14 protein-coding genes are annotated in these 14,637 nt (G+C 64.8%); 10 read left to right on the top strand and 4 right to left on the bottom strand.

The genetic code is table 11. The annotated features are described in order from the left end of the window. Nucleotide 1 precedes the first annotated feature (1 nt). The gene (locus tag Q8M85_RS02045; RefSeq protein ID WP_305539576.1) at nt 2-1,282 is read right to left on the bottom strand and encodes an ROK family protein; all 1,281 of its coding nucleotides are present in this window, start codon (nt 1,280-1,282) and stop codon (nt 2-4) included. Nucleotides 1,283-1,496: 214 nt separating this feature from the next. Between Q8M85_RS02045 and Q8M85_RS02040 the strand changes: the two genes are divergently transcribed. The 6 genes from Q8M85_RS02040 to xylA all read left to right on the top strand — a co-directional run bounded on the left by Q8M85_RS02040 (nt 1,497) and on the right by xylA (nt 8,741). Next, the gene (locus tag Q8M85_RS02040; RefSeq protein ID WP_305539575.1) at nt 1,497-2,522 is read left to right on the top strand and encodes a substrate-binding domain-containing protein; all 1,026 of its coding nucleotides are present in this window, start codon (nt 1,497-1,499) and stop codon (nt 2,520-2,522) included. Nucleotides 2,523-2,671: 149 nt separating this feature from the next. After that, nucleotides 2,672-3,697 (top strand): substrate-binding domain-containing protein, encoded by a 1,026-nt coding sequence (locus Q8M85_RS02035; RefSeq protein WP_305539572.1) that lies wholly within the window; start codon nt 2,672-2,674, stop codon nt 3,695-3,697. Between the two features lie 138 nt (nt 3,698-3,835). Then, nucleotides 3,836-5,227 (top strand): sugar ABC transporter permease, encoded by a 1,392-nt coding sequence (locus Q8M85_RS02030; RefSeq protein WP_305539571.1) that lies wholly within the window; start codon nt 3,836-3,838, stop codon nt 5,225-5,227. A 12-nt stretch (nt 5,228-5,239) separates the two neighbouring features. Next, nucleotides 5,240-6,004, top strand: coding sequence for an ATP-binding cassette domain-containing protein (locus Q8M85_RS02025; RefSeq protein ID WP_305539569.1), 765 nt, complete (start codon nt 5,240-5,242; stop codon nt 6,002-6,004). Continuing rightward, nucleotides 6,004-7,443: a xylulokinase gene (xylB, locus tag Q8M85_RS02020; protein ID WP_305539567.1), complete on the top strand. Its 1,440-nt coding sequence runs from the start codon at nt 6,004-6,006 to the stop codon at nt 7,441-7,443. The genes Q8M85_RS02025 and xylB overlap by 1 nt, the downstream gene beginning before the upstream one ends. Next, the gene (xylA, locus tag Q8M85_RS02015) at nt 7,440-8,741 is read left to right on the top strand and encodes a xylose isomerase (RefSeq protein WP_305539566.1); all 1,302 of its coding nucleotides are present in this window, start codon (nt 7,440-7,442) and stop codon (nt 8,739-8,741) included. The genes xylB and xylA overlap by 4 nt, the downstream gene beginning before the upstream one ends. Nucleotides 8,742-8,807: 66 nt before the next feature. On the opposite strand, the gene Q8M85_RS02010 is transcribed toward xylA, so the two are convergent. Further along, entirely contained in the window at nt 8,808-9,650 is an 843-nt protein-coding gene (locus tag Q8M85_RS02010) for an SDR family oxidoreductase (protein ID WP_305539565.1), read from the bottom strand. Between the two features lie 90 nt (nt 9,651-9,740). On the opposite strand from Q8M85_RS02010, the gene Q8M85_RS02005 reads away from it, so the two are divergent. From Q8M85_RS02005 to Q8M85_RS01990, 4 genes are all read left to right on the top strand, one after another. Further along, complete coding sequence (locus Q8M85_RS02005; protein ID WP_305539564.1) at nt 9,741-10,388, top strand: class I SAM-dependent methyltransferase; 648 nt, start codon at nt 9,741-9,743, stop codon at nt 10,386-10,388. Nucleotides 10,389-10,462: 74 nt separating this feature from the next. Further along, nucleotides 10,463-11,935 (top strand): AMP nucleosidase, encoded by a 1,473-nt coding sequence (locus Q8M85_RS02000; protein ID WP_305539562.1) that lies wholly within the window; start codon nt 10,463-10,465, stop codon nt 11,933-11,935. Nucleotides 11,936-12,096: 161 nt separating this feature from the next. Then, nucleotides 12,097-12,384: an HU family DNA-binding protein gene (locus tag Q8M85_RS01995; RefSeq protein ID WP_305539560.1), complete on the top strand. Its 288-nt coding sequence runs from the start codon at nt 12,097-12,099 to the stop codon at nt 12,382-12,384. Between the two features lie 68 nt (nt 12,385-12,452). Further along, nucleotides 12,453-12,818: a VOC family protein gene (locus Q8M85_RS01990; protein ID WP_305539558.1), complete on the top strand. Its 366-nt coding sequence runs from the start codon at nt 12,453-12,455 to the stop codon at nt 12,816-12,818. Here the strand turns inward: Q8M85_RS01990 and Q8M85_RS01985 are convergent. Continuing rightward, a complete protein-coding gene (locus tag Q8M85_RS01985; RefSeq protein ID WP_305539556.1) occupies nt 12,815-13,591 on the bottom strand; it encodes an enoyl-CoA hydratase in 777 nt (258 codons plus the stop codon). The genes Q8M85_RS01990 and Q8M85_RS01985 overlap by 4 nt on opposite strands. 74 nt (nt 13,592-13,665) lie before the next feature. Further along, entirely contained in the window at nt 13,666-14,517 is an 852-nt protein-coding gene (mutM, locus tag Q8M85_RS01980; protein ID WP_305539554.1) for a bifunctional DNA-formamidopyrimidine glycosylase/DNA-(apurinic or apyrimidinic site) lyase, read from the bottom strand. Nucleotides 14,518-14,637: the final 120 nt, after the last annotated feature.

Raw genomic sequence — 14,637 nt, 5'->3', positions numbered from 1 at the left:
CCTATTGTGCGGCAATTTCGCGGGCGGCCGATGACAGGATCGCCTCGGTCACTTCCGACAGGGCCAGTGCGGCTGCGCCATGTGCCCAGAGCAGGTCGCCCCAGGCGTGGATCTCGATGGGCGGGCGCGGGCGGCCGGTGTTGATCGCAAGATTGTCCATCTCGGCCAGTGTTTCGGCGGCGTAGAGGTAGTCGTAGCGCATCCTTTCGCCGGACAGGATGATCAGAGAGGGGTCGAAGAGGTTGACCACGTTCGACAGCCCCAGCGCCAGATAGCGCCCGGCGCGGCGGAAGATCGACTTTGCCGTCACGTTCCCGGCCTTGGCGTGGTCGTAAAGGCTTTCGAGAAGCACGTTGATCGGCTGGCTTTCCTTGTGACCCCAGTTCAGCGCCGTCGCCGCCTCGCGCGCGAGGGCGTAGTCGGCGACATAGGCCTCGATGCAGCCGCGCTGCCCGCAGCGGCACAAAGCGCCGTCCAGCTGCACCTTTGTATGCCCTAACTCCATCCCCAGCCGCTGCGCGCCGCGATAGATGCGGTGGTTCATCACGAACCCCATGCCGACGCCGTGTTCGATGGTCACGACGGCGAAGTCCGACAGGCTGCGACCCGCGCCGAACCACAACTCGGCCAGGGCGACAAGGTTGGCGTCGTTGTCGACATAGGCGGGCAGACCCAGCCGGGCGGTCGCTGCGGCGGCAATGGGAACGTTGCGTTCGGCCAGGATCGAGGACCAGAAGACCATTCCCTCGGCGCAGTCGACAAAGCCGGGCAGGCCGATGCCCACGGCGGAAAGGTCGGACCGGTTCATGTCCGCCTTGGCACAGACGCGGGCCAGCAGCGTCTCGATGGCTTCCAGGATCTCGGGCAGGGACATCGGGCCGGGCTGGCGGGGGATTGCGTCATCGGCGATCAGCTTGCCCGCAAAGTCGACGATCACGGCGGTATGCTCGCGGTCGGACAGCTTCATCCCGGCGACACGGTGGGCTTGCGCGCGGACGCCCAACGCCACGGCGGGACGACCGCGACCGGCGTCGTTGTCGCGTGGGGCAGCGACTTCCTCGATCAGGCCGGCCTCGATCAGTTCGGACGAGATGGTGGTGACCGTGGCGGGACTGACGCCCAGATCCTTGGCCAGTTGCACCCGCGGAATGAGGCCCGCGGCGCGCACCAGGTCGAAAACCTGCTGGCGCAGCGGACGCTGGCTTTCGGTCAGCGGCGGGATCAGCGGCCCGACACCCTTGCGCCCGTCACCGCTGGCTGGCCGAGTCGCCGTAACAGGCATTTATTCGATCCCCGAAGTAAACGTTGCCAAATGTGGCAGGCGACGCCACCACTTAACCCTAATTTCGCCGGATTTGCCCCGACACTCGCGAATGCCCAGCTTCTGTCAGACGAATTATTTTGACAACTGAAATTGTTGTGGCAGCGTTGGGCCAAAGGTGACTCAACTTTAAGCGGTAGCCTGGTTGAGCCCCGATCCTTGGAGGAGATACCCCATGCGCAGCCTCATCCTCGCGGCAGCTTTGGTCATCACAAGCTTTGCTTCCGGTGCGCTTGCTGAAGGCAAGAGGATTGGTGTCGCCTGGGGGGACTTCCAGGAAGCGCGGTGGCGCTGGGACGCCACGGCGATGCGTTCGATGATCGAGCGCAACGGCAACAAGTATATCCCGACCAATGCGGGCGGTTCAGCCGAACAGCAGCTACGCGACATCGAGAAGCTGGTCTCGGAAGGCATCGACGCGCTGATCATCCAGCCGGTCGACAAAGAGGCAATCGGCCCTGGCGTCGACCGTGCAGCAGCGGCAGGCGTTCCGATCCTGGGCTATGACCGGATGATCGAGGATGAGCGGGTGTTCTACCTGACCTTCGACAACGTCGGCGTCGGACGCCTGATCGCGGCCATCGTCAAGCAGGTTCAGCCCGAGGGCAATTATGCCATTATCCTGGGCGATCCCAGCGATGCGAACAGCACCTTCCTGCGACAGGGCATGGAAGAGATCATCGGTGCCGCGGTGGCGGGTGGCCAGATCACCATTGTCGGCGAAGCCAATGCCGACGGCTGGAAGCCCGAGAACGCCAAGGCGGTAATGGAGAAGATCCTTGCCGACAGCGGCAACAAGGTCGACGCGGTTCTGGCCCAGAACGACGGCATGGCCGGTGCGGCGATCGAGGCGCTGACCTCGGCGGGGCTGTCGGTTCCGGTCGGTGGGCAGGACGGCGACAAGGCGGCGCTGAACCGGGTGGCGCAGGGGTTGCAGACGGTCTCGGTCTGGAAGAACAACTTCGACCTGGCGAAGCGCGCCGGGCAGATCGCGGGCCTCCTTGCTGACGGCACGCCGATGAACCTGATCCCGGACGCAAAGCAGTTCACCGGGGGCGAGAAGGGAATTCCGGTCTGGGCGATCCTGTTGACGCCCACGCCGGTCACGGCCGAGAATCTGGACGTCGTGATCGATGCGGACCACGTGACCAAGCAGGACGTCTGCAAGGGTGCGATGCCCAGCGTGGCGGCCTGCCGGTAGCGCAGGGCCGCCCGGCAAAGTCGTCGAAGACCCCCGGCTTTGGCGCTTTTATATTTTGACAACTGAAATTATTAGCGGCACATTCGCGCCTGTCACGGCGAATCTGCCGGGCCGGTCATCTGCTGGCCGATACTCTAGGGAGGTTACACATGCGTACCGCAATTCTCGCCGCCGTTCTGGCGGTGACCGGTTTTTCGTCCGCCGCGCTGGCCGAAGGCAAGGTGATCGGCGTCAGCTGGGCGCAGTTCCAGGAAGAGCGCTGGAAGATCGACGAAGCCGCGATCAAGGCTGCCATCGAAGCTGCCGGCAACACCTATGTCTCGGCTGACGCACAGTCCTCGGCGGAAAAGCAGCTGTCGGACATCGACGCGCTGATCGCTCAGGGCGTGGACGCCCTGGTCATCAACGCCTGGGACAAGGACGCGATCGGGCCGGCCATCGAGAAAGCCGCTGCCGAAGGCATCCCGGTCGTCGGCTATGACCGTCTGATCGAAGACGACCGCACCTTCTACCTGACCTTCGACAACGTCGGCGTCGGCCGGATCATCGCGGAATCGGTATTCGCCGTGGCCCCCAAGGGCAACTATGCGATCATCAAGGGCGACCCGGGTGACCCGAACGTCGGCTTCCTGCGTCAGGGCATGGAAGAAGTCATCGGTGCCGCCGTTGCCTCGGGCGACATCGTGATCGTCGGCGAAGCGAATTCGGACGGCTGGAAGCCCGAAAACGCGCAGAAGAACATGGAGCAGATCCTGACCGCCAACAACAACGCCGTTGACGCCGTTCTGAGCCAGAACGACGGCATGGCCGGTGGTGCTGCCGCCGCTTTGGCCGCTCAGGGCCTGAACGTTCCGCTGGGTGGCCAGGATGGCGACCTTGCGGCGATCAACCGTGTGGCCCGTGGCACCCAGACGGTTTCGGTCTGGAAGGACGCGCGTCAGTTGGGCAAGGCTGCTGGTGAAATCGCTTCGGCTCTGGCCGAAGGGGCCGCTTTGGACGCAGTTCCGGGCGCGACCAAGTTCTCGGGCGGCGAGAAGGGCATTGAAATGAATGCGATCCTTCTGGACCCGACCCCGATCACCAAGGATACCATCGGTGTCGCGATCGAAGCTGGCCACATCTCGAAAGAGCAGGCTTGCGAAGGTGCTGCGGTCGACGTCGCTGCTTGCCAGTGATCTGACCATCTGGCGCCGTCCTCCGGGGCGGCGCCACCCCTTTCTCTCTGGCTGGTCCGTCGCCCCTTAAGGCGTGATGGCGCGGTGTTCTGCGCCCGGCCCCGGCACAGCCCCATCCCTCTCAGGCTGGACGAGGACATGACCGATACACCCCATATTCCCGCTTCCCATGCGCCCAATGACGGCGGGTTCACGCGCTTTCTGCGCGCGACCGAGATCGACCCGCGCCTCTTGGGCATGGTCGGCGCGCTATTGCTGATCTGGGTCGCCTTCGAGGCCTATTCGACCTTTGTCCTTGGCCGCCCGTCGCTGCTGCTGGGGGCAACCCAGGCCGAAGCGAACGGCTTCCTCACCCCGCGAAACCTGTGGAACCTGTCGGTCCAGACCGCCTACATCGGCATCATGGCGACGGGCATGGTGCTGGTCATCATCACGCGCAACATCGACCTGTCGGTCGGGTCGATCATGGGTATGGTCGGCATGTACATGGGCCTGTTGCAGGTCGAGTGGCTGACCCCCGCCCTGGGCTTGGGCCATCCGTCGATCTGGATCATCACGGTGATCTTCGGCATCACGATGGGCGCGCTGATCGGGGCGTTCCAGGGCGTGCTGATCGCCTTCCTGGGCATCCCGGCCTTCATCGTGACGCTGGGCGGCCTGCTGGTCTGGCGCGGCGCGGCCTTCCTGGTGGCGGGCGGCAAGACCATCGCTCCGCTGGATGACACCTTCGCGCTGATCGGGGGCGGGTCCTTCGGGGCTCTGGGCAAGACTGGCAGCTGGATCTTTGCCATCATCGCCTGTGTCTTTGCCGTCTGGGCCTTCCTGAACGGTCGCCGGTCGCGCAAGACCCACGGTTTCGCGCAACGTCCGGTCTGGGCCGAGACCTTTGTGATCGGGCTGGTCTGCGCCGTGATCCTGGGGGCGACGGCCATCGTCAATTCATACGTCTGGCCGCTGGGCAACATCCAGAAATATTACGCCAGAATCGGGCAAGAGGTTCCGGCCTGCGCGCAAAAGGGCGGCGACATCTACTCCGACGTTTGCGCCAGCTTCGGCCACGGCTTTGCCTATCCGGTGCTGATCATGATCATCGTCGCCATCGGGATGACCATCCTGATGACCCGCACCCGCTTTGGCCGCTATGTCTTTGCCATCGGCGGCAACCCCGAGGCCGCTGCGCTGTCCGGGATCAACACCCGCGCGATGATCGTGAAGATCTTCACCCTGATGGGCGGGCTTGCCGGGATTGCCGCGGTGATCGGTGCGGCGCGGCAGAATTCGGCCACCAACGCGATGGGCAACCTGGACGAACTTTACGTCATCGCGGCGGCCGTCGTCGGGGGCACCTCGCTTGCTGGCGGCGTGGGCACGATCTATGGCGCAATCATCGGCGCGCTGATCCTGACCAGCCTGCAGACCGGCATGGTTCTGATCGGTTTCGGCGACGGGTCCTACCAGCGCATCGTGATCGGTGTGGCACTTGTCCTCGCCGTGTTCCTCGACATCGTTTACCGCAAACGCATCAAGTAAGGGGCTGATATCATGGTAGACAGAACCGGAACCCCGCTTGTCGAACTGCGCGACATCTCGATTTCCTTCGGGGGGATCAAGGCCGTCGATCACGTCACGGTCGACCTTTTCCCCGGTGAGGTCGTGGGCCTGCTGGGCCACAACGGCGCGGGCAAGTCGACGCTGATCAAGTGCCTGTCGGGGGCCTACAAGAAGGACAGCGGCCAGATCCTGATCAACGGCGAGGAAGTCGAGATCAACGATCCCCGCGACGCCAGGGCGCAAAACATCGAGACGATCTACCAGACGCTTGCGCTGGCCGACAACCTGGATGCCGCGTCCAATCTGTTCCTGGGGCGCGAGCTGGTGAACGGCTTCGGCTTCGTCGACGAATCCAGGATGGAGGCCGAGACGCGAAAGATCATGGGGCGGTTGAACCCGAACTTCCGCAAGTTCAACGTGCCGGTGAACATGCTTTCGGGCGGTCAGCGCCAGTCGGTCGCCATCGCCCGGGCGGTGTATTTCAACGCAAAGATCCTGATCATGGACGAACCGACCGCCGCTTTGGGTCCGCATGAGACGCAGATGGTGGCCGAACTGATCCAGGAGCTGAAGGCGCAGGGCCTTGGCATCTTCCTGATCGAGCACGACATCCACAACGTCATGAAGCTGTGCGACCGCGCTTCGGTGATGAAGAACGGCCAGCTGGTCGGGACGGTGAACGTCGATGAGGTCACCGACGACGACATCCTGGGCATGATCATCCTGGGCAAGAAGCCCCAGCACCTGGCCGCGTGATGTATATCGGGCTGGATCTCGGGACTTCGGGTCTGAAGGGTATTCTTATCGGCGAGGACCAGTCCGTCCTTGCCGAGGCGACTGCCCCCCTGACCGTTTCCCGCCCGCAGGACGGGTGGAGCGAGCAGGCCCCTTCGGACTGGATCAGCGCGGCCGAGACGGTGTTCGACCGTCTGGCGGCGCAGAAGTCCTTGGCCAAGGTGCGCGGCATCGGGCTTTCGGGCCACATGCACGGGGCAACGCTTCTGGACGCCAGCGACGAGGTCCTGCGTCCCTGCATCCTGTGGAACGATACCCGCAGCCACGAGGAAGCGGTCGAACTGGACGGCGACCCGATGTTCCGCCGCCTGACCGGCAATATCGTCTTTCCAGGCTTCACCGCACCAAAGCTGATGTGGGTCGCCCGACACGAACCGGCGATCCGCGACCGGGTGGCGAAGATCCTGCTGCCGAAGGACTATCTGCGCCTCTGGCTGACCGGAGAGCATGTGGGCGAGATGTCCGATGCGGCCGGGACCTCCTGGCTGGACACGGGCAAGCGCGACTGGTCGGACGAGTTGTTGCAGGCGACGGGGCTGGACCGCAGCCACATGCCAAGCCTTGTCGAAGGCTCCGAGGTCTCGGGCTATCTGCGCGAGGCGCTTTCGGCCCGCTGGGGGCTTGCGAAAGGCGTCGTGGTGGCGGGTGGCGGCGGCGACAATGCGGCGTCGGGCGTGGGCGTGGGCGTCGTGCGGGCCGGGGAGGCGTTTGTCAGCCTGGGTACCTCGGGCGTCCTCTTTGCCGCGAACGACGGCTACCAGCCCGATCCGGCGACGGCGGTGCATACCTTCTGCCATGCCCTGCCGGACACCTGGCACCAGATGGGCGTGATCCTTGCCGCGACCGATGCGCTGAACTGGTATGCGAACCTCACTGGCACCGATGCGGCGCGGCTGACCGGGGAACTGGGAGAGCTGCAAGCCCCGGGCAAGACGATCTTCCTCCCCTATCTCGGCGGCGAGCGGACGCCCCTGAACTCGGCCACCGTGCGGGGCGCTTTCACCGGCCTGGAACACGCGACCGACCGCAAGGCCGCAACCCGCGCGGTGCTGGAGGGGGTGACCTATGCCATCCGCGACAGCCGCGACGCCTTGGTGGCGACGGGGACAAGGCTGGAGAACCTTCTCGCCGTCGGTGGCGGATCAAAATCCGACTACTGGCTGAAGCTGCTCGCCACCGCGCTGGACTGCCCGGTCCAGCTTCCCGTCGCTGGCGACTTCGGCGGCGCCTTCGGGGCCGCCCGCCTTGGCCTTATGGCCGCGACCGGGGCGGGGGCCGAAATTGCCACCCTGCCGCCCATCGCCCGGGTGGTCGACCCCGATCCTTCGCTCAAGGACGCCTTTGACGCGGGGCACGCCCGCTTCCGCGCCGCCCAATCTGCCATCAAGGATCTGACATGACCGACTTTTTCAAAGGCATCGCCGCCATCACCTACGAAGGCCCGTCGTCCACCAACGAATTCGCCTTCCGGCACTACAACCCCGACGAAGTCGTCATGGGCAAGCGGATGGAGGACCATCTGCGGTTCGCCGTCGCATACTGGCACAGCTTCGCCTGGCCGGGCGGTGACCCGTTCGGCGGGCAGACGCTGGACCGGCCCTGGTTCGGCGACACAATGGATCTGGCGAAGCTGAAGGCCGACGTGGCCTTCGAGATGTTCGATATCCTGGGCGTGCCGTTCTACTGCTTCCACGACGCCGACATGCGCCCCGAAGGCGCGACATTTGCCGAAAGCCTGAAGAACCTGAACGAGATCGCGGATTACATCGGCGAGAAGCAGGCAGGCCACAAGGCCAAGCTCCTCTGGGGCACGGCCAACATGTTCAGCCACCGCCGCTGGATGTCGGGTGCGGCGACCAACCCCGACCCGGATGTCTATGCCTATGCCGCCGCGACGGTAAAGGCGAACATGGACGTCACGCACCGGCTGGGGGGGCAGAACTATGTCCTCTGGGGCGGGCGTGAAGGCTATGAGACGCTACTCAACACCGACCTCAAGGCCGAGCGCGACCATGCCGGGCGCTTCCTGCAGCAGGTCGTCGAGTACAAGCACAAGATCGGCTTCCAGGGCACGATCCTGATCGAACCGAAGCCGCAGGAACCGTCGAAGCACCAGTACGACTACGACGTCGCCACGGTCTATGGCTTCCTCAAGGACTTCGGGCTGGAAAAGGAAGTGAAGACCAATATCGAACAGGGCCACGCGATCCTGGCCGGGCACAGCTTCGAACATGAAATCGGCCTTGCCGCCGCGCTGGGCATCTTCGGGTCGATCGACATGAACCGGAACGACTATCAGTCCGGCTGGGATACCGACCAGTTCCCGAACAACCACGCCGAAAAGGCCGTGGCCTTCTACGAGATCCTGAAGGCGGGCGGATACACCACCGGCGGCACCAACTTCGACGCCAAGATCCGCCGTCAGTCGCTGGACCCCGAGGATCTGATCCTGGCCCATGTCGGCGGGATGGACACCTGCGCCCGCGCGCTGAAATGTGCTGCGGCCCTGCTGGAGTCGGGCGAGATGGAGGCCGCAAAGGCCGACCGCTACGCCGGCTGGAAGGACCCCAAGGCGCAGGCGATGCTGACGGGCAGCCTGGAAGACGCCGCCGCGCGCGTCACCGCCGAGAAGCTGGAGCCGCAGCCCAGGTCCGGGCGGCAAGAGCGGTTGGAGAACCTTTGGAACCGCTACGTCTGACGGCTCCTCGTGCGCCTTCGGCTTCTCGTCGCTTAGCGATGAGCGCCGAAGGCGACGACGAGCGTCTCAATCGCCCCCGGCCAGCAAAGCGGCCAGCCCCTGCGGGTAGTCGGGGTAAAGCAGCTTCACCCCAAGCTCGTCCTTGATCCGGTCGTTCCGCACCTTCTTCGACTCGCTGTAAAAGCCAAGCGCCATCGGGGTCATCGTCGGCGCAACCTCATCGAAGGGCACTGCGGGCGGCTCGGGCAGACCCAGAAGCTGTGCCGCATGACCGATCACCTCTTGCGGCGGGCAGGGGTTGTCGTCGCATACGTTGTAAGCCGCACCCGGATTGGGGTGGCGGATCGAGGCCTCCAGCACCTGCGCGATGTCGTCCACGTGGATGCGGCTGAAGACCTGGCCCGGCTTGATGATCCGCCGCGCAGTGCCGTCACGTACTTTCTCGAACGGCCCCCGCCCCGGCCCGTAGATCCCGGCCAGCCGGAAGATGTGGACCGGCAGGCCCGTCGCCCGCCACTGACCTTCGGCCAGCACCCGCTGGCGCCCCCGGTCGGATTGCGGGGTCAGGGGCGTGGCCTCGTCCACCCAACCGCCGTCATGGTCGCCGTAGACGCCCGTCGTCGACAGATAGCCGACCCAGCCCGCCTTCGCCTTCGCAATCTCGGGCACCGCTTGCAGGAACGGATCACCCTTCGCATCCGGCGCGGCCGAGCACAGGATATGCGTCGCCTCGTCCAGCGCCCATCCCGGGTCTCCGGGCCACATCAGCGGCTCGACCCCCTCGGCATGGAACTGCCGGGCCTTGGCCGGGTTACGTGTGGTGCCGACAACCCGCCAGCCCTGGGCAACCAGGCGGCGGGCAAGGGCGCGGGCAGAGTAGCCGTGGCCAAGGGAAAGAAGCGTGGACATGAGGCGACTATCAGGGTGCGGGCAGGGGGAGGCAAGGGCTTGCGGCAGTGACTTGCTCATTCCATGCTGGACGCGACGCGGAGGTGACAGATGGGGCCGATGAAGGATGGGGGCCTGAAAGGGGCGCTGGGACTTAGCGGGCCCGAGGCCTGCCTGGCCTACTACCGCGATTGGGCCGCCAGCTACGACCAGGGCTTCGCGACCTATATGCAGTATCTGCTGCCTGCCCACGTCGCTGCCGCCTTCCTGGGCGCACAGGGACAAGGGCCGGTTCTGGATGTGGGCGCAGGCACCGGGCTTTTGGCCGAAGCGCTGCGTCAGATGGGGTTCGAGGACGCCATTGATGCGGTGGATTTCTCGGCTGAGATGCTGGAGCGCGCGGCGGAGAAGCGCATCTATGAAGGGCTTTTTCAGGCCGACATCACCCAGCCACTGACCTTGCCACGCCGGTATGGCGGGATCGTCAGTTCCGGCACCTTCACTGCGGGACATGTGGGGCCCGAAGCTTTGCCGCACCTCCTGGCCGTTGTCCGCCCGCAGGCGCAGTTTGCGTTGTCGATCAACCATCGGGTCTGGACCTCGGCGGGCTTCTATGCGGCGCTGGACGATCTGGGCGCGCAGAAGCGCATCACTGACCTGCAATTGATCGAGGTCGAGGTCTATGGCGCCGCTGCCGCCCGGATCGACGCCGACCACGCCGCAGACAAGGCGATGGTCGCGCTGTTCCGTGCGGCCTGACCCGTCACAATCGCTTCACTTGCGGAGCCACCCCAGTTTCGGCTTATATGCCGGATCAATTTGCAGGACCCGCAATGGACGACGCCCATACCATCCTTTCCCCCGATGCCCCGGCCCATGAAAGCTTTACCAGCGCCGCCGACGCCGTTGACCGGCTGGAGGCGCTGTATTCCCAGGCCACGCAGTTCCTGTCCGACCAGTTCCTGCGCACCGTGTCAAAGGGCCACCCCGGCCGCCGCATCCGGGCCTACTACCCGGAAATCCGCATCACCATCGCCAGCTTCGACAAGGTCGACACCCGGCTTGCCTTCGGCCATGTCTCAAGCCCCGGGACCTATGCCACCACGGTCACCCGGCCCGACCTCTTCCGTAACTACCTGATCCAGCAGATCGAGCTCTTGATCCGCAACCACGGAGTGTCCGTGGACGTGGGTCTGTCCGAGACGCCGATGCCTGTCCACTTCGCCGTCTCGGGCAGCGCTGTGGCGATCCCGCAGGAAGGGGTGATGGACTTCTCCTTGCGCGATGTGTTCGATGTGCCGGATCTGGTCACCACCAACGACGACATCGTCAATGGTGTGATGACGCGGTACGACGACGGCTCGGCGCCGCTGGCGCCGTTCACGGCGCAGCGGGTGGACTATTCGCTGGCCCGTTTGTCGCACTACACCGCCACCGACCCGACGCATTTCCAGAACCACGTTCTCTTCACCAACTACCAGTTCTACGTCGACGAGTTCGAGGCCTATGCCCGTGCCGTCCTGGGTGACGCGACAAGCGGCTACACGGCCTTTGTCGCGACGGGCAACCAGGTGATCGAGACGCCGGACGGGGTGATCCAGCCCACGGCGAAGCTGCCGCAGATGCCGACCTACCACCTGAAGCGCGCGGATGGGAACGGGATCACGCTGGTCAACATCGGTGTCGGTCCATCCAACGCCAAGACCGCCACTGACCACATCGCCGTCCTGCGGCCGCATGCCTGGCTGATGGTTGGCCATTGCGCGGGCCTGCGGAACAGCCAGAGCCTTGGTGACTTCGTCCTTGCCCACGCCTACCTGCGCGAGGATCACGTTCTGGACGACGACCTTCCGGTCTGGGTCCCGATTCCGGCGCTGGCCGAAATCCAGATCGCGCTGGAAAAGGCCGTGGCCGAGGTCACCCAGCTGGAAGGCTATGAGCTGAAGCGCATCATGCGGACCGGCACCGTCGCCACTATCGACAACCGCAACTGGGAGCTGCGCGACCAGTCCGGCCCGGTCCGCCGCCTGTCGCAATCGCGCGCCGTCGCGCTGGACATGGAGTCGGCCACAATCGCCGCCAACGGGTTCCGCTTCCGGGTGCCCTACGGCACGCTCCTCTGCGTCAGCGACAAGCCCCTGCATGGCGAGCTGAAGCTGCCCGGCATGGCGTCTGACTTCTACAAGACCCAGGTCAGTCGCCACCTTCAGATCGGCATCCGCGCGATGGAGCGGTTGCGCGACACGCCCATCGAGCGGCTCCACAGCCGGAAACTGCGGTCTTTCGAGGAAACGGCCTTCCTTTAGGGGGCAAAAAAGCCCGGGAACCTGCCTGTCCCGCGGTTTTTGGGTTGATTTTGACCCTTAAACCGTGTGTCTGGGCCGGGACCCCGGAACGGGGGACGCCTGCCATTTGCGGGCGGATACGTGCATATGACACGAAGCGAATAACAACGAAGGATGATCCAATGTCCAAACCGATGACCAAGACCCAGCTGGTGGCCGCTGTTGCCGAAGAAATGGGCGGCGACAAGAAGACCGCGAATGCGGCGCTGGATGCGATCGCTGCGGTCGTGTCGCGCGAAGTTGCCGCCGGCGGCACCGTGACGCTGCCCGGCCTTGGCAAGGTCGCCTGCAAGGCCCGCCCCGAGCGTCAGGTCCGCAACCCGGCCACGGGCGAGACGATGACCAAGCCCGCCGACAAGCAGGTCAAGTTCGCCATCGCCAAGGCGCTGAAGGATGTGGTCAACGGCTAAGGCTTTTCGCCTGTCGTGATGTGTGAGAGGGTCGCCAGAGGGCGGCCCTTTTCATTTGCGAGGCACGCATGGCCAAGGTCACCGGCATCGGCGGCATCTTCTTCCGGGCGCGCGACCCAGATGCGCTGAACGCCTGGTACCAGACCCATCTTGGCATCACTCAGCCCGATGTCGCCGTCTGGATGCAAGAGGCCGGGCCGACCGTCTTTTCGCCCTTCAAGGCCACGACCGACTACTTCGCGGTGGACAAACAATGGATGCTGAACCTGCGGGTCGATGATCTTGAAGGCCTGATCGGGCAGCTTCGGGCCGCTGGTATCGCCGTGGAAACCCGTGCGGAATGGGACGGCGACGGCAGCTACGGCAGTTTCGCCCGCATCCACGACCCCGAGGGCACGCCGATCGAGCTGTGGCAGCCCCCGTCTGGGTCCTAGCGGTCGCGGAACTGCGGCTGGCGCTTTTCCAGGAAGGCGGCCATTCCCTCTTTCTGGTCCTCGGTCGAGAACATCGCGTGGAACATCCGGCGTTCGAACAGCAGGCCCTCGGCCAGGGTGGATTCCTGCGCGCGGTTCACACATTCCTTGACGACCCGGGTCGTGACGGCCGATTTCTCGACGATCTTCTGCGCGGCCTTCATCGCCTCTTCAAGCAGGCTTTTCGCCGGAACCACGCGGCTGACCAGTCCGCAGCGTTCCGCCTCGGCCGCGTCCATGAAGCGGCCGGTCAGGTGCATGTCCATCGATTTCGACTTGCCGACGGCGCGGGTCAGGCGCTGGGTGCCGCCCATTCCGGCGACGATCCCGAGGTTGATCTCGGGTTGGCCGAACTTGGCGCTGTCGGCGGCGATGATGAAGTCGCACAGCATCGCCAGTTCGCAGCCGCCGCCCAGGCAATAACCCCCGACGGCGGCGATGATCGGCTTCCTGGCACGGGCAATGACTTGCGCGTCGGGGCCGAAGAGGTCGTCGAAATAGACGTCGATGAAACTCTTCTCCGCCATTTCCTTGACGTCCGCCCCGGCGGCGAAGGCCTTCTCGGACCCGGTGATGACGACGCAGCGGACGCGTTCATTGGCTTCCGCCGCCGTTACCGCCGCCGCAAGCTCGCGCATCAGCGTCGAGTTCAGCGCGTTCATGGCGTCGGGACGGTTCAGCCGGATCAGCGAGACATAGTCCTCGACCTCGACGATCAGCGTTTCATAGGCCATGCCCGCCTCTCCTCTTGCCCGCCTTCTTGATGGCAGTCGGGGTGACTCCTAGCACCAATCGGCGCGTTGGCAAGTCAACTCTGGCAGGATGGACACCAGAAGGACGACCGCCCGGACTGAACGGTGCGGGTGATCACGCCCTGGCAACCGGGGGTTTCACAAGGATCGCCGGCGCGGTCATAGACCTGGAAATGCTTGGAAAAATAGCCCAGTTCGCCATTGGCCTGCCGGAAGTCGCGCAACGATGACCCGCCCGCTTCGATGGCTTCGGCCAGCACCTCTCGGATGATCGGGACAAGGGCGTGGGCCTGCGGTTCCTTCAGGTCGCCCGCCAGCCGCAGGGGGCTGATGTGCGCGCGGAACAGGGTTTCCGCGACATAGATGTTGCCCAGGCCTGCAACGATCCTCTGGTCCAGAAGGGCAGACTTGATCGGAGTCTTCCGCCCGTTCAGCCGGGCCGCCAGATAGGGTTCGTTGAAGTCGTTGCCGAAGGGTTCGGGCCCCAGGCCCTTCAACAGCAGGTGGTCCCCGGCCCGGTCGGTCGGCATCAGGTCCATCGCGCCAAACCGACGGGCGTCGTTGAAGGTGATCCGGGCGCCATTCTCCATGTGCAGGACTATGTGGTCATGCTTCTGCGGTGCAGGGTGGTCGTGATAGAATGTCCCCAGTTGAGTGCCCGAGATCAGCATCCGACCCGACATGCCCAGATGCACCAGCAAGGTCTCGCCGCTGGAAAGGTCGGCCAGGATATACTTGGACCTCCGCCGCAGCGCCGTCACCCGCTTGCCGGTCAGCCGGTCGGCCATCCGCTCCGGCAAGGGCCAGCGCAGGTCGGGCCGGTTGACCTCGGCCCGGGCGATGACCGCACCTTCCATGACCGGGAGAAGGCCGCGGCGGACGGTTTCGACTTCGGGAAGTTCGGGCATTTTCTACCTGGGTTTGCGCAGTTGTTCCTGCGCGAAAAGCGTGAACTCTTCAATGCCCAGGACCAGCTTCAGAACCTGTGACATGGTTTGCCCTCTCCTGCGGCACAGTTGCAGGTTTTC

Origin of the sequence: Tabrizicola sp. (assembly GCF_030694085.1) — a bacterium.
Lineage (GTDB): Bacteria > Pseudomonadota > Alphaproteobacteria > Rhodobacterales > Rhodobacteraceae > Tabrizicola.
This window is presented reverse-complemented; position numbering and strand designations above follow the sequence as displayed.